The 17,525-nt window shown below is 73.6% G+C and carries 20 protein-coding genes; 11 read left to right on the top strand and 9 right to left on the bottom strand.

The window, feature by feature from the left end; all coding sequences use genetic code 11:
* Window positions 1-251: 251 nt before the first annotated feature.
* The 3 genes from ACWD6N_RS24270 to ACWD6N_RS24260 form a co-directional block, all read right to left on the bottom strand.
* The gene (locus ACWD6N_RS24270) at window positions 252-1,973 is read right to left on the bottom strand and encodes a DEAD/DEAH box helicase (protein ID WP_354963127.1); all 1,722 of its coding nucleotides are present in this window, start codon (window positions 1,971-1,973) and stop codon (window positions 252-254) included.
* Window positions 1,974-2,195: 222 nt separating this feature from the next.
* On the bottom strand, window positions 2,196-2,858 hold the full coding sequence (locus tag ACWD6N_RS24265) for a trimeric intracellular cation channel family protein (protein ID WP_354963128.1): 663 nt from the start codon (window positions 2,856-2,858) through the stop codon (window positions 2,196-2,198).
* Window positions 2,859-2,898: 40 nt separating this feature from the next.
* On the bottom strand, window positions 2,899-3,117 hold the full coding sequence (locus ACWD6N_RS24260; RefSeq protein WP_007456912.1) for a DUF3039 domain-containing protein: 219 nt from the start codon (window positions 3,115-3,117) through the stop codon (window positions 2,899-2,901).
* 89 nt (window positions 3,118-3,206) lie between these two features.
* On the opposite strand from ACWD6N_RS24260, the gene ACWD6N_RS24255 reads away from it, so the two are divergent.
* Together ACWD6N_RS24255 and ACWD6N_RS24250 are read left to right on the top strand one after the other, a co-directional pair.
* On the top strand, window positions 3,207-4,139 hold the full coding sequence (locus ACWD6N_RS24255; protein ID WP_354963129.1) for a pseudouridine-5'-phosphate glycosidase: 933 nt from the start codon (window positions 3,207-3,209) through the stop codon (window positions 4,137-4,139).
* The gene (locus ACWD6N_RS24250) at window positions 4,136-5,035 is read left to right on the top strand and encodes a carbohydrate kinase family protein (RefSeq protein WP_354963130.1); all 900 of its coding nucleotides are present in this window, start codon (window positions 4,136-4,138) and stop codon (window positions 5,033-5,035) included. Before ACWD6N_RS24255 ends, ACWD6N_RS24250 begins: the two co-directional genes overlap by 4 nt.
* 30 nt (window positions 5,036-5,065) lie before the next feature.
* On the opposite strand, the gene ACWD6N_RS24245 is transcribed toward ACWD6N_RS24250, so the two are convergent.
* A complete protein-coding gene (locus ACWD6N_RS24245; RefSeq protein ID WP_354963131.1) occupies window positions 5,066-5,425 on the bottom strand; it encodes a DUF3099 domain-containing protein in 360 nt (119 codons plus the stop codon).
* Between the two features lie 104 nt (window positions 5,426-5,529).
* Here ACWD6N_RS24245 and ACWD6N_RS24240 point away from each other — a divergent pair, with 104 nt between their 5' ends.
* Complete coding sequence (locus ACWD6N_RS24240; protein WP_231930849.1) at window positions 5,530-5,817, top strand: hypothetical protein; 288 nt, start codon at window positions 5,530-5,532, stop codon at window positions 5,815-5,817.
* A 14-nt stretch (window positions 5,818-5,831) separates the two neighbouring features.
* Complete coding sequence (locus ACWD6N_RS24235; protein WP_354963314.1) at window positions 5,832-6,143, top strand: hypothetical protein; 312 nt, start codon at window positions 5,832-5,834, stop codon at window positions 6,141-6,143.
* A 21-nt stretch (window positions 6,144-6,164) separates the two neighbouring features.
* On the opposite strand, the gene ACWD6N_RS24230 is transcribed toward ACWD6N_RS24235, so the two are convergent.
* The gene (locus ACWD6N_RS24230) at window positions 6,165-6,746 is read right to left on the bottom strand and encodes an HhH-GPD-type base excision DNA repair protein (RefSeq protein WP_387325320.1); all 582 of its coding nucleotides are present in this window, start codon (window positions 6,744-6,746) and stop codon (window positions 6,165-6,167) included.
* 104 nt (window positions 6,747-6,850) lie between these two features.
* On the opposite strand from ACWD6N_RS24230, the gene ACWD6N_RS24225 reads away from it, so the two are divergent.
* Both ACWD6N_RS24225 and dtd read left to right on the top strand, forming a co-directional pair.
* Window positions 6,851-8,335, top strand: a complete 1,485-nt coding sequence (locus ACWD6N_RS24225) for a DUF7782 domain-containing protein (RefSeq protein ID WP_354963133.1) — start codon at window positions 6,851-6,853, stop codon at window positions 8,333-8,335.
* Window positions 8,335-8,757 (top strand): D-aminoacyl-tRNA deacylase, encoded by a 423-nt coding sequence (dtd, locus tag ACWD6N_RS24220; protein ID WP_354963134.1) that lies wholly within the window; start codon window positions 8,335-8,337, stop codon window positions 8,755-8,757. Before ACWD6N_RS24225 ends, dtd begins: the two co-directional genes overlap by 1 nt.
* Window positions 8,758-8,785: 28 nt before the next feature.
* Here dtd and ACWD6N_RS24215 read toward each other — a convergent pair whose 3' ends face one another.
* The gene (locus tag ACWD6N_RS24215) at window positions 8,786-9,574 is read right to left on the bottom strand and encodes a sporulation protein (RefSeq protein WP_354963315.1); all 789 of its coding nucleotides are present in this window, start codon (window positions 9,572-9,574) and stop codon (window positions 8,786-8,788) included.
* Window positions 9,575-9,818: 244 nt separating this feature from the next.
* Here ACWD6N_RS24215 and sigB point away from each other — a divergent pair, with 244 nt between their 5' ends.
* The 4 genes from sigB to ACWD6N_RS24195 all read left to right on the top strand — a co-directional run bounded on the left by sigB (window position 9,819) and on the right by ACWD6N_RS24195 (window position 12,230).
* Complete coding sequence (gene sigB, locus ACWD6N_RS24210; RefSeq protein WP_354963135.1) at window positions 9,819-10,823, top strand: RNA polymerase sigma factor SigB; 1,005 nt, start codon at window positions 9,819-9,821, stop codon at window positions 10,821-10,823.
* 122 nt (window positions 10,824-10,945) lie between these two features.
* Complete coding sequence (locus tag ACWD6N_RS24205) at window positions 10,946-11,323, top strand: ArsR/SmtB family transcription factor (RefSeq protein ID WP_354963136.1); 378 nt, start codon at window positions 10,946-10,948, stop codon at window positions 11,321-11,323.
* A complete protein-coding gene (locus ACWD6N_RS24200; protein WP_354963137.1) occupies window positions 11,320-11,826 on the top strand; it encodes an SRPBCC family protein in 507 nt (168 codons plus the stop codon). The genes ACWD6N_RS24205 and ACWD6N_RS24200 overlap by 4 nt, the downstream gene beginning before the upstream one ends.
* Window positions 11,823-12,230: a VOC family protein gene (locus ACWD6N_RS24195; RefSeq protein ID WP_354963138.1), complete on the top strand. Its 408-nt coding sequence runs from the start codon at window positions 11,823-11,825 to the stop codon at window positions 12,228-12,230. The genes ACWD6N_RS24200 and ACWD6N_RS24195 overlap by 4 nt, the downstream gene beginning before the upstream one ends.
* A gap of 84 nt (window positions 12,231-12,314) precedes the next feature.
* Here ACWD6N_RS24195 and ACWD6N_RS24190 read toward each other — a convergent pair whose 3' ends face one another.
* Genes ACWD6N_RS24190 through ACWD6N_RS24180 form a run of 3 tightly spaced genes read right to left on the bottom strand, consistent with a single transcriptional unit; the run spans window position 12,315 to window position 16,987 of the window.
* Complete coding sequence (locus ACWD6N_RS24190; RefSeq protein ID WP_354963139.1) at window positions 12,315-14,870, bottom strand: bifunctional acetate--CoA ligase family protein/GNAT family N-acetyltransferase; 2,556 nt, start codon at window positions 14,868-14,870, stop codon at window positions 12,315-12,317.
* 26 nt (window positions 14,871-14,896) lie between these two features.
* A complete protein-coding gene (locus tag ACWD6N_RS24185) occupies window positions 14,897-16,078 on the bottom strand; it encodes an acetoin utilization protein AcuC (protein ID WP_354963140.1) in 1,182 nt (393 codons plus the stop codon).
* Between the two features lie 48 nt (window positions 16,079-16,126).
* Entirely contained in the window at window positions 16,127-16,987 is an 861-nt protein-coding gene (locus ACWD6N_RS24180) for a sulfurtransferase (RefSeq protein ID WP_354963141.1), read from the bottom strand.
* 278 nt (window positions 16,988-17,265) lie between these two features.
* Between ACWD6N_RS24180 and ACWD6N_RS24175 the strand changes: the two genes are divergently transcribed.
* Window positions 17,266-17,514 carry a hypothetical protein gene (locus tag ACWD6N_RS24175; protein WP_354963142.1) on the top strand — a complete coding sequence of 83 codons (249 nt, stop codon included), beginning with the start codon at window positions 17,266-17,268 and terminating at the stop codon, window positions 17,512-17,514.
* Window positions 17,515-17,525: the final 11 nt, after the last annotated feature.

Raw genomic sequence — 17,525 nt, 5'->3', positions numbered from 1 at the left:
CTTCAGGCCGCGGCCTCGGCGGACCCGACCCCGGTTCAACCGCGCCCCGCGCCCCGCGCCCCGCGCCCCGCGCCCCGCGCCGGAGATCGTGCTCGATCCAGGATTTAGTGGTCTCGCCGACGCGCCGATGCCACTACATCCTGGATTTGGCACGATCTTGGCGAGGTGACGCCGCTGGGGAGGGCGGGCGGTCGCCGATCGCGGCCAGGTCGCGGTCTGGATGGTCCGGTGCTGCGGATGCGGCGGATGGGTCAGAGGGTCTGCACGGTGGCGATGCGTTCCTCAAGCTGTTCGATGGTGGCCTGGGCGCTCGGCGGGCCGCCGCAGATCCGGCGCAGCTCGGCGTGGATCTTGCCGTGCGGCTGGCCGGTGCGGTGGTGCCGGGCGGCCACCAGAGCGTTCAGCTGGCGCCGGAGCGCCACCCGGCGCTGGGCGGCACTCATTGGTGCCGGCGGCGCCGCGACGGGCGTACCGGCCGGCTGAGCGGCCCGGTCGGCGCTGCGGCGGCGCTGCTCGGCCTGCCGTTTGGTCAGCAGCAGAGAGACCTGGTCGGCGGTGAGCAGGCCGGGCAGGCCGAGGTACTCCTCCTCCTCGGGAGTGCCCGCCTGGGCCGCCGTGCCGAATGACGCGCCGTCGAAGATCACCTGATCCAGCTCGGCGGTGGCCGAGAGCGCCGCGAACCGCTTCTCCAGCTCACCGCTGGCCTGATCGTCGCGCTGCGCCCGCTCCAGCAGATCGTCGTCGAAACCGTCCGATTCCTTGGGCTTGCCGAGCACGTGGTCCCGCTCGGTCTCCATCTCGCTGGCCAGCCCGAGCAGGTGCGGCACGCTGGGCAGGAAGACCGACGCGGTCTCCCCGGGCCGGCGGGCCCGGACGAACCGGCCGATCGCCTGGGCGAAGTAGAGCGGGGTGCTGGCGCTGGTGGCGTAGACCCCGACGGCGAGCCGCGGGATGTCCACCCCCTCGGACACCATGCGCACCGCGACCAGCCACCGCTGCTCGGAGGCCGCGAACGTCGCGATCCGTGCGGACGCGCCCACGTCGTCGGAGAGCACCACGGCGGCCTTCTCGCCGGTCACCTGCTCGATCAGCTTGGCGTACGAGCGGGCGGACTGCTGGTCGGTGGCGATGATCAGCCCGCCGGCGTCGGCCATCCCGGCGTTGCGCAGGACGGTGAGCCGGGCGTCGGCGGCCCGCAGCACCTGCGGCATCCAGTCCCCGGCCGGGTCCAGAGCGGTACGCCACGCCTGCGCCACCAGATCCTGGGTCATCGGCTCACCGAGCCGGGCCGCCAACTCCTCGCCCGCGTTGGTCCGCCAGCGGGTCTCACCCGAGTACGCCAGGAAGAGCACCGGCCGGACCACGCCGTCGCGCAGCGCGTCCGAGTAGCCGTACACCGAGTCGGCGCGGGAGCGCAGCAGCCCGTCACCGCCGCGCTCGTAGCTGACGAACGGGATGGGGTTGTCGTCGGAGCGAAACGGCGTCCCGGTGAGCATCAGCCGGCGTACGGCGGGCTCGAAGGCCGCCTTCACCCCGTCGCCCCAGGTCCGGGAGTCGCCCGCGTGGTGGATCTCGTCGAGGATGACCAGGGTGCGTCGGGTCATGGTGCGCCGCCGGTGCACCTGCGGGGCCATCCCCACCTGCGCGTAGGTGACCACCGCGCCGTGGAAGTCGGCCGCGGAGTGCACGTCGGCGTTGCGGAACGCGGCGTCGAGCTGGATACCCACCCGGGCCGCGGCCTCGGCCCACTGGTTCTTGAGGTGCTCGGTCGGGGCGACGACCGTGACCGCCTCGATGGTGCCGTCACCGAGCAGCTCGGCCGCGATCCGCAGGGCGAAGGTGGTCTTGCCGGCGCCGGGTGTGGCGACCGCGATGAAGTCCTCGCTGCGCCGGCGCAGGTACTCCACCAGGGCCTTGCGCTGCCAGGCACGTAGTGCCGGGAACGTCTCGAGCACCGGCGTCCGGGCTGCCACGCGAAGCTCCTCTCCGACCGCACGACGGCGGACCCCGGGCGAGGGCCACGAGTACCGCCGCCCATGAAAACGCCTCCGCGCAGAAGCTGCCGCGAAGGCCGACTCAGCATAACCAGCGCGGGCCCCACGGCCCAGGCGACGCCACGCTGGTCACATCCACCACCCAGACCCCGGGCCCACCGGGGTCACGGAAAGCCCCCGCCGACCCGTCGGCTTGAGCCCTCACCAGTCCCGGTCGGTGCGCGGATCCGCGCCACCGCTACGGGGCGGGCGCAGCGTCGCTACCGGGACGGACCAGCGCCGGCGCAGGGCGATCAGGCGCAGCCCGAAGACCAGCACGGCGGCGGCGGTGAGCGGCAGCGGCCCGGTCTGGTCGGTGACGTACAGCAGCACCACCACGACCGATCCGACCAGGGCGACGACCGCGTAGATCTCCCGGCGCAGCACCACCGGGATCTCGGCGGTGAGCAGGTCCCGGCCGAGGCCGCCGCCGATCGCGGTGAGCATGCCGATCAGGCAGGCGCCGACCGCCGGCACCCGGGCGTCGAGCGCCTTGAGCGTGCCGGTCACGGTGAACAGCGCGAGGCCCGCCGCGTCCAGCACCAGCACCGTGGTGCGTAGCCGGGCCAGCTGCGGGTGCAGCCAGAAGACGGCTAGCGCGGTGACGGCGGCGGTCGCCGCGTACCGCCAGTCGGCGAAGGCCAGCGGCGGCACCTCGTCGATGACCAGGTCCCGGAAGATTCCGCCGCCGAGGGCGGCCACGAAGCCGACGAACGCGACGCCGAAGAGGTCGAGCCGCTTGGCCACCGCGGCCGAGGCCCCGGACGCGGCGAACACCGCCACCCCGGTCAGGTCGGCGAAGAGCAGGGCGGTGGAGGTGGTCACCGCCGCAGGCTACGTCGCCGGCCGGGACAGCGGCCGTCGTTCACTCGCGGTACGAGTCGTAGATCTCCTTGCACTTGGGGCAGACCGGCGAACCCGGCTTGGCCGCCTTGGTGACCGGGAAGGTCTCCCCGCAGAGCGCGACGACGAAGGTGCCCATGACGGCACTCTCGGCGATCTTCTCCTTGCGGACGTAGTGGAACATCTCGGGACCGGTATCGGCGTCCTTCAGCTCCGGACGCTCGAGAACCTCTGTGCTCACGTCTGCACCTCCGACCGTCAAGTTTGGCAGGTCATCACGGCCGGGTCCACTTGAGGCCGGCCGCGGCCCCACCCCGTACCGTGCCCCCCGTGACTGACTTTCGCATCAGCTACGGCACCGAGGTGGCCGACGCCCTGCACGACGGCCGGCCCGTCGTCGCCCTGGAGAGCACCATCGTCTCGCACGGCCTGCCCCGGCCGGCGAACCTTCGGGTGGCTCGGGAGATCGAGCAGGCGGTCCGGGACGCCGGGGCGGTCCCGGCGACGATCGGCATGATCGGCGGCGAGCTGGTGGTCGGCCTGGACGACGCGCAGCTAACCCGCCTGGCCACCGTCGATGGAGTGACCAAGCTCTCCGTCCGCGACCTCGCGGTGGCGGCGGCGACCGGCGCGGACGGCGCCACCACCGTGGCCGCGACCAGTGCGGTGGCCGCCGCGGCCGGGATCGGGGTGTTCGCCACCGGAGGGCTCGGTGGGGTGCACCGGGAGGCCGCGCACACCTTCGACGAGTCGGCGGACCTGATCACCCTGGCCCGGACCCCGATCGCCGTGGTCTGCGCCGGGGTCAAGTCGATCCTCGACGTGGGCGCGACGCTGGAGCGGCTGGAGACCCTGGGGGTCGCCGTGGTCGGTTACCGCACCCGCCGGTTCCCCGGCTTCTACCTCACCGACGGAGGCTTCGACCTGGACTGGTCGGTCGACTCGGCGGAGCAGGTCGCCGCCGTGCTCGCCGCCCGTGACGGGCACGCCGTGCACGCCGGCGGCCTGATCGTCGCCAACCCGCTGCCGGTCGACGAGCAGCTCGACCCGGAGCTGCACGACCGGACCCTCACCGAGGGTCTGGCACTGCTGGAGCGGGACGGGGTGACCGGCAAGGCCGTCACCCCGTACCTGCTGGCGCATTTCCACTCGGCCACCGAGGGCGCGAGCCTGGCGGTGAACGTCCGGATCATCCTGCGCAACGCCGATCTGGCCGCGCGGATCGCGGTCGCCGCCGCTCGCGCCAACGCCGACCCGGCATGACCCGACCGGCCCGGGTGGTCGTCGTCGGGGACCTGATCACCGATGTGGTCGCGGTGCTGTCCGGCCCGCCCGCGGCGGGTTCGGACACCGCCGCCGACATCACTCTCGGCGGCGGCGGGCAGGCGGCCAACACCGCCGCCTGGATCGCCGCGCAGGGGGTGGACGTCACGCTCGTCGGCGCGGTCGGCAACGACGACGCGGGGCGCGACCGGGTGGCCGAGCTCGACCGTGCGGGGGTCGACTGCGCGGTCGACCGGGTCGAGGGCGTCCCGACCGGCACGGTGATCGTGCTGGCCACCGACGGCGAGCGCACGATGATCAGCCAGCGGGGCGCGAACCTGCGGCTCAGTGCCGAGCATGTCGAGCGGGCCCTCGCGGCGGTGCCCGACGCTGGGCACCTGCACCTGTCCGCGTACACCCTGCTGGACACCGAGTCGCGCGGCGCCGGGCTGCGGGCGCTGGCCGCCGCCCGCGAGCGCGGGCTCACCACCAGCGTCGACGCGGCCTCCGCGGCGCCGCTGCGGCGGGTCGGCGCGGCGGCCTTCCTGGGTTGGGTACGCGACGTCGACCTGCTGCTGGTGAACGCGGACGAGGCGACGGTGCTGGCCGGCGGGCTGGACCCGGCGGCGCAGGGGCGGGCGTTGTCGGCGACGGCCCGTCGGGTGGTGGTCAAGCGGGGCGCGGCCGGCGCGGTCTGGGTGGACCGCTCGGCCCCGGTCTGCGTGGCCCCGGCCCGGCGGGTGGCGGTGGTGGACGTCACCGGGGCGGGCGACGCCTTCGCGGCCGGTCTGCTCACCGCCTGGCTCGCCGGCGCCGCCCCGACCGCGGCGCTCAACCGCGCCGCCGACCTGGGGGCCGTGGCCGTCTCCACCGTCGGAGCCCGGCCACGGCCGTGACCTGCCGGACCCTGGCCCGCCCGTGGTGGGTCAGGGTTCGGCGTCGATGACCTTGTGCGGGCGTTCCTCGGCGGTGAGGCTCATCGGCGGGGTGTCGTCCTGCAGGCGGGGGTGGAACCGGTTGGCCAGCCGGTGCTGCTCCTTGGGCGGGCGGTCGTTGGCCAGCAGCACGGCCAGCCACGGGATGAGCACCATGCCGAGGGCGCACAACGGCAGCCAAAGCCAGAGCAGTGGGGCCTTCGCGCCGACCAGGATCGCGCCGAGAATGATGCACGCCACCCGGATGCCCATCATCAGCACATAGCGGCGCTGACGGCTGGTGAGCTGGTCGTTCTGGCTGCGCGAGGCGTCGGTGATCAGAAGCGGCTGGTACGCCTGACGCTTCACCATGAACCTCCTCGAGGGGATTACGACCCATCCTGTCACCGCGAGGCCGTGATCAGCGAAATTTGACTCATGCCGGTGCGTGTTACGCGCGTGGTACGCTCCGCGACGTGGGCAGCAGGTTCAGCTTCACCGACGAGGCGTTGGCCAACCTGAGGGTCTACGACGTCACGCCCGGGGAAGTCTGGGAGGCGCTGCACAGCGCCCGACGGGTGATCCGCCACCTGGGCGACGACGTGATGGTGGTCTACGCCGCCGCCCGGCGAGGCCGCCGACTGGCGGTGCTGCTCGCCGAGGCCGACGGCGCCGACAACGACTGGGACATCCTCTCCGCCCGGGAGCTGAGCGACGTCGAGTCCAAGCGCTACGACGAGGCCGTGCGGAGATCTCGCCGATGAGGAGGGCCGTGACGATGCACCGTAACGACGCGACCAAGCAGTTCCACAGCGGCGACGACCGGATCGCCGAGCTGATCGACCAGAGCCCGGCGGTGGACCTGCCCACCCCCGACACCGACGTGCCGATGGTGAGCCGGTCGGTCCGGCTGCCGCTGGAGACCTACGAGCGGGTGCGGGCCGCCGCCGACGCCCGCGGCCTCGGGGTCACCACGCTGATGCGGCAGTGGATCGAGGCTGGCCTGGCCGACCTGGACGACTCCACCACCGTCTCGCTCGCCGACGTCCGGCGCGCGCTGGCCTCGTTGGCCCACCCCACCGCCGCCTGAGCGAGCGCGCCGGCCGGGTCGTCAGCCGTCGGCTGACTTCGCCTTCGCGGCCGCCTTCATCTGCTGCTTGTACTCCCGCACCCTGCGCAGCGAGTCGGCGTCGGTGACGTCGGCCACCGACCGGTACGCGCCCGGGTCGCCGTAACCGCCCGCCGCCTCCCGCCAGTCCTGCGGGGTCACGCCGAACCGCTTGCCGAGCAGGGCCACGAAGATCTGCGCCTTCTGCTTGCCGAAGCCGGGCAGCTCGGCGACACGCCGGAACAGCTCCGGCCCGTCGGCGACGTCCGACCAGAGCCTCTCGGCCTCGCCGTCGTAGCGGTCCACCAGGACCTGACACACGTCCTGCACCCGCGCCGCCATCGCCTTCGGAAACCGGTGCAGGGCGGGCGGGGTGGCGAAGAGTGCGACCAGCGCCTCCGGGTCATACCCGGCCAGCTCCGCCGCGTCCAGGTCGTGGCCGAGCCGCTGCGCCAGCACGTACGGCGAGGAGAAAGCCTTCTCCATCGGCACTTGTTGATCAAGGACCATGCCGAGGAGCCTGGCCAGCGGGCTCCGCTCCAGCAGCCGGTTGGCCTCGGGGTCGATGGGCAGCACGAGCGTCATGACCCCATCCTGCCCGGCCGCCGACCCGGGACGAACACCGACGCTCCGGGTTCGATCCGGCGGGTGCCGCGGACCGGGCGCGCGGCGGGGGGCAGGATGGCGGTGTGGACGAACACGAAATGCTGCTCTCCCCTGCCGGCGTCGACGCGTTGCGCACCGCGCTGACCCGGGCCGGGTTCACCAGCAACGGGATCGCGGGTCGGCTCGGCTCGCAGGCCACCGGCGCGGTCGCGCGCAACGACTACCGGGCCGCGCTGAAGGCCACCGAGGAGCGCGACCCGCTCGGCACACTGATCCGGGTGTTCATCTGCGACCAGACCGAGTCGGAGGCGACCGTGGCCGCCGCGCTGGCTCCGCTGAGTGTGGCGGAGGCGGTGGCCGGTGGGCTGGTCGAGCGGCACGGCGACGGCCTGCGCGCCGGCGTCGACCTGGAGCCGTACGGCGACGACTGGTGGGTGCTCGCCGACGTGCCGGCCAGCGCCCGGCCGGGCCGACCGCTGCACTCCGAGCACGTGCTCGGCATCGGCGGGGCCACCCAGACCCTGATCGGCGCGACCGTCCGCCGGCCGGTCGACACCGCGCTGGATCTCGGCACCGGCTCCGGCATCCAGGCCCTGCACCTGGCCACCCACGCCGGCTCCGTGACCGCCACGGACCTCTCGGAGCGGGCCCTGCGCTTCGCCGCGACGACCGCCGCCCTCAACGGCCAGGACTGGGAACTGCTGCGCGGCGACATGGTCGCACCGGTCGCCGGCCGCCGCTTCGACCTGGTGGTGAGCAACCCGCCGTTCGTGGTCGGCCCCGGCACCACCACGCACGTCTACCGCGACTCCGGCCGGGTGGGTGACGCGATCGGCGCCGAGCTGGCCGCCGCCGCCCCCGGCCTGCTCACCGAGGGTGGCACCATGCAGTACCTGGCGAACTGGGTGCACGTCGCCGGTGAGGAGTGGGACGAGCGGGTGGCCGGCTGGTTCGCCGGGACCGGCCTGAACGCCTGGGTGATCCAGCGCGAGGTGGCCGACCCCATGGCGTACGTCAACCTGTGGCTCACCGATGTCGGCGAGAGCGCCGACCCGGAGCGGATGGCCGCCTGGCTGGACTGGTTCGACGCGCACAAGGTGGAGGCGATCGGCTTCGGCATCGTGTCCCTGCGCCGCGGCGGGCACGACGACCCGGTGGTCCGGGTGGAGGAGCTGCGCCAGCGGGTGCAGCCGCCGCTGGGCGACCAGGTCGCCGCCTGGTTCGACCGTCAGGACTTCCTGCGGGTACGCGACACCGAGGCGCTGCTCGCCGAGCGCTACCGGGCCGCCGACGGCCTCCAGCTGCGCCAGGAGGCCACCATGGGCGACGAGGGCTGGGCGGTGGACCGGCAGGTCCTCGCGATGCCGGACGGCCTGCGGTGGACCGAGGAGGTCGACCCGCTGGTGCTGGCGCTGGTCGGCGGGGCCGACGGCCGGCTGCCGCTACGTGACCAGCTCGCCCTGCTGGCGGCGGCGCACGAGGTCGAGCCGGACGAACTGGCCGAGGCGGCGGGGCCGATCGTCGCGCACCTGGTGGAGCGGGGCTTCATCGCGCCGGTGACCGGCTGATGCGGGCGGTGGTGCAGACGGTCGGCCGGGCCAGCGTGACGGTCGACGGCGCGGTGGTCGGCGCGATCGAGGACGGGTTGCTGGTGCTGCTCGGGGTGACCCACAGCGACACGCCGGAGACCGCCCGGACGATGGCCCGCAAGGTGCACGAGCTGCGGATCCTCGACGACGAGCGGTCCGCGGCCGACACCGGTGCGCCGGTCCTGGTGGTCAGCCAGTTCACCCTCTACGGCGACGCCCGCAAGGGCCGCCGTCCGAGCTGGACGGCCGCCGCCCCGGCCGAGGTGGCCGAACCGCTGGTCACGGCCGTCGTCGAGGCGCTCCGCGAGCGCGGTGCCAAGGTGGAGACCGGCCGCTTCCGCGCCCACATGCTCGTCGAGAGCACCAACATCGGCCCCCGCACCATCCTCCTGGACCTCTGATCGGCGGGGCCGGGGGCCGAGGGGTGGGTCAGGAGAAGAGGCCGCGGCGGGACAGGGACTGGCGGAGCCAGCCGTCGAGTTCGGCGGTCCAGTCGGTGCGGTCGGCGGTGGCGTGGTCGACCGTGAAGCGGCCGAAGGCGTCCCGACCCTCGGTGAAGACGCCGCCGCGCTTGTCGACCTCCAGCACCACCTGCATCTGCTGCCCGTCGGCGATGAAGGTGACCTCCAACTGGTTGATCGAGCGGGCGTACTGCGGCGCCGGGTTGAACTCGATCTCCTGGTAGAACGGCAACGTCTGCCGGACGCCGTAGATGTGCCCACGCTCCACATCAGCGCGGGCGAACCGAAACCCCAGGCGCAGCAACGCGTCGAGCAGCCGCTCCTGTGCCGGCAGCGGGTGCACCGAGACCGCGTCCAGGTCACTCTTGTCTACCGCGCGGGCCACCTCCAGCTCCGTACGCAGCCCCATCGTCATGCCGTGCAGATGCTGCCCGTACAGCTCGGTGACCGGTGTCTCCCAGGGCACGTCGAAGCGGAACGGGATGTCGTGTCGCTGCCCGGGCTCCAGCCGGAACGCACCGGTGACCTGCTGGCGGTGGAACTCCTGAGTGGTGTCGTAGTCGTTGTCGCCGCTCTCCACCTCCACCCGGGTGACCAGCCCCAGCGCCACGTGGTCGATGTCGACCTGGTGGTCACCGCCGATGACCTGGATACGGCCCTCCAACTGGCCGCCCGGTCGGCAGTTCGGGTTGGTGAGCACCGTCTCCACCGACGGGCCGCCGACCCCCATCGCCTGCATGAGCCGCTTGAAGACCACGTCGTTCTCCATCTCCTGTCGCCGCCGACCGTGGGTGGCCGACCGTCGGCACGGTAGCCGGGGCGGGCAAGGACACACCGGGGCGACACACTCCCGCCCCGATCCGACCGGATTCCTGTCGGGTGCCCGATCGCCTCACTCCCGTTTTACGCCCCGCCCGCCAAGCTGTGGGTCACACCGGCACCACTGGGCCGGAGACACGGCACAGACGTGGACACGGGGAGAGACAGAGATGGTCCTGCAGATGACGGAAAACCGGACGCGCCCGGCCGCCAGCACCGACACCGACGGGGTCACCGAGGTCCTCGTCGACCTGGACGCCACCGACGAGCGCGGCATCTCCACCGACCTGGTCCGGGCCTACCTCAACGGGATCGGCCGGACGAAGCTGCTGACCGCGGCTCAGGAGGTCGACCTGGCCCGCCGGATCGAGGCCGGCCTGTTCGCCGACGAGAAGCTGGCCACCTGCACCCCCGTCTCACCGGAGCTGCGGGCCGATCTGGAGCTGATCGTCGCGGAGGGCCGGGCGGCCAAGAACCACCTGCTGGAGGCGAACCTGCGGCTGGTGGTCAGCATCGCCAAGCGCTACACCGGACGCGGGATGGCGTTTCTCGACCTGATCCAGGAGGGCAACCTCGGCCTGATCCGCGCGGTGGAGAAGTTCGACTACGCCAAGGGCTACAAGTTCTCCACGTACGCCACCTGGTGGATCCGGCAGGCGATCACCCGCGCGATGGCCGACCAGGCCCGCACCATCCGCATCCCGGTGCACATGGTGGAGCAGGTCAACCGGATGGTCCGGGCCCGCCGCGAGCTGGCGGTGACGCTGGGCCGCGAACCCACCGTCGCGGAGGTCGCCCGGGCGCTGGACATCCCCGAGTTCCAGGTCATCGAGCTGATCTCGTACGACCGGGAGCCGGTCAGCCTGGACCAGGCCGTCGGCGACGATGGCGAGAGCGCGCTGGGCGACTTCGTGGCCGCGGTGGACCCGCGCGTTGAGCCGGGTGACGCGGCCGCGCAGGGCGAGCTGCGCAACGAGGTGAGCATCGTGCTGGCCACTCTCTCCCAGCGGGAGCAGGCGGTCATCCGGCTCCGGTTCGGGCTGGACGACGGCCGGCAGCGCACCCTGGACGAGGTCGGCCGGGAGTTCGGCCTGTCTCGGGAGCGGATCCGGCAGATCGAGAAGGTGACGCTGCTGAAGCTGCGCGCGCCGGAGCGCGCCCAGCGCCTGGAGGCGTACGCCTGCTGACGCACCGGTCCCACGGAAGGCCCTGGCGGTTCGCCGGGGCCTTCCGTGTTGTCGAGGTGCTTGACGGTGACGTCGATCCGCGATACAAACCACTTGGTTATGAAACCAGGAGGTTATGAGCGGTGGGCACCGAACTGCTGGACGCGACGTTCGCGGCGCTGGCCGATCCGACCCGGCGGGCCATCCTCGCCCGGCTCGCCAGAGGTGCGGCGACCGTGACGGAGCTGGCAGAGCCCTTCGCGATGAGCCAGCCGGCCATCTCCAAGCACCTCAAGGTGCTGGAACGCGCTGGCCTGGTCAGCCGCGGGCGGGACGCCCAGCGCCGGCCGTGCCGACTGGAGGCCCGACCGCTGCGGGAGGCGACGGCCTGGCTCGCCAATTACCGCGACTACTGGGCGGAGAGTTACCAGCGCCTCGATGCCCTGCTCGACGAACTCCAGGCCGTCGAGGAAACCGCCGCCGAGCACCGGCACGCCCAACCGGACGGGACCGACGGATGACGGGCGTCGACGACCCGGTCGTCGTGCACACCCCCGGCGACCGGGAGATCGTGCTGAGTCGGCTGTTCGACGCGCCGGCACACCTGGTGTTCGCCGCCTTCACCCAGCCCACACTGCTGGTTCGGTGGTACGGCGCGCGCGGCTGGCGGCTGGCGGAGTGCGACGTCGACCTGCGGGTCGGCGGGCGGTGGCGGTTCGTGTCACTGGGCCCGCAAGGGGCCCGGATGGTCCAGGCTGGGGTCTACCGGCAGATCGAGCCACCGCACCGGCTGGTCTGCACCGAACTCTTCGACGACCAGTCCTACCCGGGCGAGACGCTGGTCAGCCACGCGTTCACCGAGCTGGCCGGACGGACGACCGTCACCACCACGCTGCGCTACGCCACCCCCGAGGGACGGGACACCGTGCTGCGCTACCCGATGGCCCGAGGCGTCGGGCAGAGCTTCACGCGGCTCGCCGACCTGCTGCGCCTGACAACGACGATGCGAGGAGAGACACCGTGAACTGGACGTTGGAAGTGGTGGTCGTGCCGGTCTCCGATGTGGACCGGGCGAAGACGTTCTACGCCGACCGGCTCGGCTTCGCCGTCGACCACGACACGGTGATCGGCGACGACGTGCGAATCGTCCAGCTGACCCCGCCCGGCTCCGGCTGCTCCGTCGTGATCGGCAAGGGCGCCGTCCCGGACATGCCGCCGGGTTCCCTCAAGGGCCTGCAACTGGTGGTGCCCGACCTGGAGCGGGCCCGCACCGAGCTGGTCGAACGGGGTGTGGAAGTCAGCGAGATCCAGGTGTTGGGCGCCAACCCGAGCCCCACGCCGCACCCGCTGGACAACGTCGGCTTCGTCTTCTTCACCGACCCCGACGGCAACGCCTGGGCCATCCAGCAGATCTCCAGCCGCGCCTGATCCGCCGCACGCCCGCGCTCGCCCGCCAGCCCTGGTTAACAAGGGGCCCTTCCTCTACCGGAGGCGTTAAGAAGGTGCAATTCCTTACAAGCGGCGGGGGCCGGTGTCCGGGCGGGCGGCCACGCCGCCGACCTGCACCTGCGCGTGCAGGACCGAGATGCCGTCCGGGCGGGCGAGCACCGGGTTGAGGGTCAGCGACCGCACCCGGGGCTGCTCGTCGGCGAGCTGACCGACCCGCAGCAGCAGATCCGCCAGGGCCGCCCGGTCGACCGGGGCGGCGCCCCGGTGCCCGCGCAGCAGCGGCGCCGCCCGCGGCTCGTCGACCAGCTCGGCGGCGTCCCGGTCGGTCAACGGCACCGCACGCCAGGCCCGGTCGCCGAGCAACTCGGTGGCGACGCCGCCCAGACCGAAGCCGACAACCGGCCCGAACGCCGGATCCTCCACCAGCTCCACCACGCAGGCCACGCCGGGCGCAACCATCGGCTGCACCAGGACGTCCGCGCCGAAGACGGCCGCCAACTCGGCGTACGCCCGGCCGACCGCCGGCTCGTCGGGCAGGTCCAGCCGGACCGCGCCGAGGTCGAGCCGGTGCCGCAGCCCCGGCGCGGCAGCCTTGAGCGCCACCGGGAAGCCCAACCGCACCGCCGCGTCGACCGCGCCGTCGACCGAGTCGACCGGCACCGACGCCACGACGTCGACGCCGTACGCGGCCAGCAGCGCGATCGGGTCGGTGGCGTCGGCGCGCAGCGCGGCCGGTGCGGCAGCCCGGTCGATCCGGGGCAGCTCGGGTGCCACCCCGGGCTGCCGGCGCAGCCACTCGGCGTACCGGTGCACCCGGGCGAGGGCACGCACCGCCTCCTCCACGCCGCCGTACGCCGGCACCCCCGCCGGCAGCCGGCCGACCAGGACGGTCGCCACGGTCGGCTTGCCCAACGCGAGCACCGCCGGCAGCGCGGCGGTGACGTCGGCGTCCACACCGGTCAGCTGGCCGGGCAGCGGCGGGGCGAAGACGACCACCAGGGCGTCCACCCGGTCGTCGCCGGCCGTCTCGGCCAGCGCGGTCGCGAACTCGGCAGCGCCGGCGTGCGGCCCGACGTCGCGGGGGTACCCGTCGACGACGGTGAGGCCGTGCCCGGCGCAGGCGCTGGCGGCCAGGCCGGTGAGTGCCGAGGAGTTGCCGACCACGCCGACCCGGCCACCGGCGGGCAGCGGCTGGTTGGCCAGCAGCACCCCCACGTCGAGCAGCTCCGGCACCGTGTCCACCCGGATCACCCCGGACTGGGCGAAGAGCGCGGCCACGGCCACCTCGTCCGGGCCGGCGGTGTCGCCCACCCCGACCGGGCGGGCCGGCGAGGCGAGCGCCACGACCGGTTTGGCCCGGCCGATCCGCCGGGCCAGCCGGGCGAACTTACGCGGATTGCCGAACGTCTCCAGGTACAACATGATCACGTCGGTGGCGGGGTCGTCCTGCCAGTACTGCAGCAGGTCGTTGCCGGACACGTCCGCCCGGTTGCCGGCCGAGACGAAGCTGGACAGCCCCAGGCCGCGCCGGTCAGCCTCGGCGAGCAACGCCACCCCGAACGCGCCGGACTGGCTGAAGATGCCGACCCGTCCGGCCGGCGGCAGCGCCGGGGCGAGGGTGGCGTTGAGGCGTACCGCCGGGTCGGTGTTGGCCACGCCGAGACAGTTCGGGCCGACCACCCGCATCCCGGCGGCGTGCGCCGCCCGGACCAGAGCCCGCTGCGCCGCCGCGCCCTCGGCGCCGGCCTCGGCGAAGCCGGCGGAGATGACCACCAGGCCGTGCACCCCGGCGACCGCGGCGTCGGCCACCACCGCGGTCGCCGCCTCCGGCGGCACCGCCACCACCGCCAGGTCCACCGGCACCCCGGCCTCGACCGCCGACGGGTACGCGGGCAGCCCCGCCACGGTCGACGCACTCAGGTGCACCGGCACCACCGCGCCGGTGAAGCCGCCGTCGCGCAGGTGCCCGAGCACCGCCGCGCCGACGCCCTGGCCGGTCGCGCTCGCACCGTAGACGGCGATGCCGCGCGGGGCGAGCAGCCGGGCGATCGAGCGGGCCTCGGTACGGTGCTCCCGGCCGCGCTGCACCTCCAGCGTGGCCTCGGTGGGCGCGATCGGGAAGTTGAGGTGCACCACCCCGTCGGCGAACTCGCGCTGGACCTGGTAACCGAAATCGGCGAAGACCCGCAGCATCTGCCCGTTGGCCGGCAGCACCTCGGCGACGAAGCTCATGATGCCGTTGCGCCGTGCGGCGTCGGCCAGGTGCTCCATCAGCACCGAGCCGATGCCCCGGCCCTGGTGGGCGTCCTCCACCACGAAGGCGACCTCCGCCTCCGGGGCCTGCGGGCCCAGTCGTTCGTAGCGGCCGACCGCGACGATCCGGTCGCCGGCCAGCACCACAAACGCCTCCCGATCGTGGTGGTCGACCGTGACGAAGCGGATCAGATCCCGCTCGGGGATGCGCGGGTACGGCGAGAAGTAGCGCAGGTAGCGGGTGCGTTCGGAGAACCGGCCGTGCATCGCCACGACGGCCGGCGCGTCATCCGGCCTGATTGGTCGCAACTGGACGGTGCTGCCGTCGCTGAGCAGCACGTCCACCGGCTGGTCCACGGTGGTCACCGGCGCGGTCCTCCCCCGGGCCCGGCTCAGTCCCGCGGATCGTACGGGTCGAGCCCGAGCAGCGGGAAGACCGTCTTGCGGGTGGCCGCGATCGCCCGGTCCACCGCGTTCGGCTCGCCGGTCGGCTGCCACGGCTCGTACGACGGGTCCGCGTCGTCGGTCATCCGCAGCGGCACCTCCCGGCCCGGACCACGGGCGGCGGCCAGTGCCCGCCAGGCCGGCGGAGTGAGCGTGGCCGGGTCGAGCGGGTCAGCGGTGGCCACTGCCAGCAGGTGGCTCCAGGCCCGGGGCACCACCTCGACCAACGCGTACCCGCCGCCGCCGGTGGCGACCCAGCGGCCGTCGCACAACTCGTCGGCGAGCGCCCGCAGCGCGACGTAGGTGGCTCGCTGCCCATCCACCGTGAGGTTCAGGTCGGCGAGCGGATCCAGCCGGTGCCCGTCGGCGCCGCACTGGCTGACCAGCACCTGCGGCCGGAACGCACGCAGCACCGACGGCACGATCGCATGGAACGCCCGCTGCCAGCCGGTGTCGTTGACGCCGGGCGGCAGGGGCATGTTGACCGCGGTGCCCTGCGCGCCCGGCCCACCCGTCTCGTCCGGGAAACCGGTGCCCGGGAAGAGCGCGAGCGGGGTCTCGTGCACGCTGACCGTGAGCACCCGAGGGTCGTCCCAGAACATCTGCTGCACCCCGTCGCCGTGGTGCACGTCCACATCCACGTACGCGATCCGCTCGGCGCCCAGGTCGAGCAGGCGGGCGATGGCCACCGCCGGGTCGTTGTAGACGCAGAAACCGGAGGCTCGGGCGGGCATCGCGTGGTGCAGGCCACCGGCCACGCTCACCGCCCGCCGCGCCTCACCGCGCCAGACCGCCTCCGCGGCGGCCACCGTGGCGCCGGCGACCAGCGCGCTGGACTCGTGCATCCCGTCGAAGACCGGGTTGTCGGAGGTGCCCAGCCCGTACCCGGCGAAGAGCGGGTCGCGCGGCGCGGCGCGCACCGCGGCCAGGTAGGCCGGGTGGTGCACCCGGGTGAGCAGGGCGTCGTCGGCGGGCTCCGGCTTGACCAGGCGGACCCCGGGGCGGTCCAGGATGCCCAGCTCACGGGCGAGCGCGACGGTCAGCTCCACCCGGACGGGGTCGAGCGGATGGTCACCCATGTCGTAGGCGAGCAGCGACTCGTCCCACACCACCACAGTGTCGTCGGACATGAGCCCATCGTCGCACGAGGACCGTCGCCGGCCCACCACACGCGCTGCTCAGGGGCCGGGTGTCGGCCCGGAGGCAACCGGCCGGGTCGGGTCGGCCACCCAGTTGCTCCACGATCCGACGTAGAGCGCCGCGTCCGGTCGGCCCGCCAGGTGCAGCGCGAGCACGGCCTGCGCGGCGGTCACCCCGGAGCCGCAGTACGCCCCCACCGACCGCGCCCCGGTCACCCCGGCGGCGGCGAACCGCTCGCGCAGCACGTCGGCGGCCGGGAAACGCCCGTCCGGGTCGACGTACTCTCCGGCGGGCAGGTTCGCCGCGCCCGGGACGTGCCCGGCGACCGGATCGATCGGCTCGACCTCACCCCGGTAGCGGGGCGCGGCCCGCACGTCGAGCAGTACGGCGTCGTCCGCGGCCGCCAGCGCGGCGGCCTGCCCGGCGTCGAGCACCGGAAGATCGCCGGGGCGCACCTCGACGTCGCCGGGGGCCGGGGTGGGCTTCGCGGTGGAGACGGGTCGACCGGCGGCGACCCAGGCCGGGTAGCCACCGTGCAGCACGCGGACGGGGCGGTGCCCGGCCCAGCGCAGCATCCACCAGGCCCGGGCGGCGGCCAGCCCGTCGCCGCCGTCGTACACCACCACGGGGTGACCGGCCCGGACGCCGGCGGCCCGCAGCGCGGCCTGCAACGCGGCCGGGTCGGGCAGCGGGTGCCGGCCGCCCGCACCGGGCGGCCCGCAGAGCGCGGTGTCCAGGTCGACGAAGACCGCGCCGGGCAGGTGACCGGCCAGGTAGTCGTCGCGGCCGGGCGGGCCGGCGAGCCGCCAGCGGACGTCGAGCAGGGTGGGCGGGTCGGCGCGGTCGAGCTCGGCGGCGAGCCGCTCGACCTCGACCAGCGGCTCCTGATTACCGGACATGGCGACCATCCAACACCATGCCGGTCGTCGGTTCGCGGGTCGGCGGCGGTCGATCGCCCGTTCTACTAGGTACAGGGAGTCACGATGAGCAACCTTCCGCAGAGCGTCCGGGACCACTTCCGCAACCTCGGCCGCGAGTACGGCCAGCGACTGGCGGCGCAGGAGAAGCAGAGCGCGCAGGGCAGCCGGGAGCGCCGCTAGCGTTTTCGCTGGCCAGAGGCAGTGGGGCGGGTCACCTACCGTGCATATCCACGCGAGCCGGGCGTATCCTTCCCCGCGTGTGGCAGCTCACGGTAGGTGACCTCGCGTACTGGCTCGACGATGACCGGCACCCTGTCCGGTGCCGCGTCGAGCTGGTGACCGACACGCGCGCCTACCTGCGAGCCACGGCCAGCGAGCACGGCCGGCGCAAGGGCGAGGTCTGGTTCGAGGGGCGGTTCACCCGGCGCGTCGCTCCGCGGCCCGCGCTCTACATCCACGAGGGCAAAGGGCACTTCGACTGGAGTCGGGTCCGCTTCGCCGCCTGACTTTCCAAACG

The sequence above is a fragment of the Micromonospora sp. NPDC005163 genome (assembly GCF_053599835.1).
This window is presented reverse-complemented; position numbering and strand designations above follow the sequence as displayed.

Excerpts from the sequence above, each read along its gene's own strand:
- ACWD6N_RS24235 (WP_354963314.1), top strand. The coding sequence starts at position 5,832 with ATGCACCGTAACGACGCGACCAAGCAGTTCCACAGCGGCGACGACCGG.
- ACWD6N_RS24185 (WP_354963140.1), bottom strand. The coding sequence starts at position 16,078 with ATGTCCGACGACACTGTGGTGGTGTGGGACGAGTCGCTGCTCGCCTAC.
- ACWD6N_RS24250 (WP_354963130.1), top strand. The coding sequence starts at position 4,136 with ATGACCCGACCGGCCCGGGTGGTCGTCGTCGGGGACCTGATCACCGAT.
- dtd (WP_354963134.1), top strand. The coding sequence starts at position 8,335 with ATGCGGGCGGTGGTGCAGACGGTCGGCCGGGCCAGCGTGACGGTCGAC.
- ACWD6N_RS24245 (WP_354963131.1), bottom strand. The coding sequence starts at position 5,425 with ATGGTGAAGCGTCAGGCGTACCAGCCGCTTCTGATCACCGACGCCTCG.
- ACWD6N_RS24230 (WP_387325320.1), bottom strand. The coding sequence starts at position 6,746 with ATGACGCTCGTGCTGCCCATCGACCCCGAGGCCAACCGGCTGCTGGAG.
- sigB (WP_354963135.1), top strand. The coding sequence starts at position 9,819 with ATGACGGAAAACCGGACGCGCCCGGCCGCCAGCACCGACACCGACGGG.
- ACWD6N_RS24180 (WP_354963141.1), bottom strand. The coding sequence starts at position 16,987 with ATGTCCGGTAATCAGGAGCCGCTGGTCGAGGTCGAGCGGCTCGCCGCC.
- ACWD6N_RS24200 (WP_354963137.1), top strand. The coding sequence starts at position 11,320 with ATGACGGGCGTCGACGACCCGGTCGTCGTGCACACCCCCGGCGACCGG.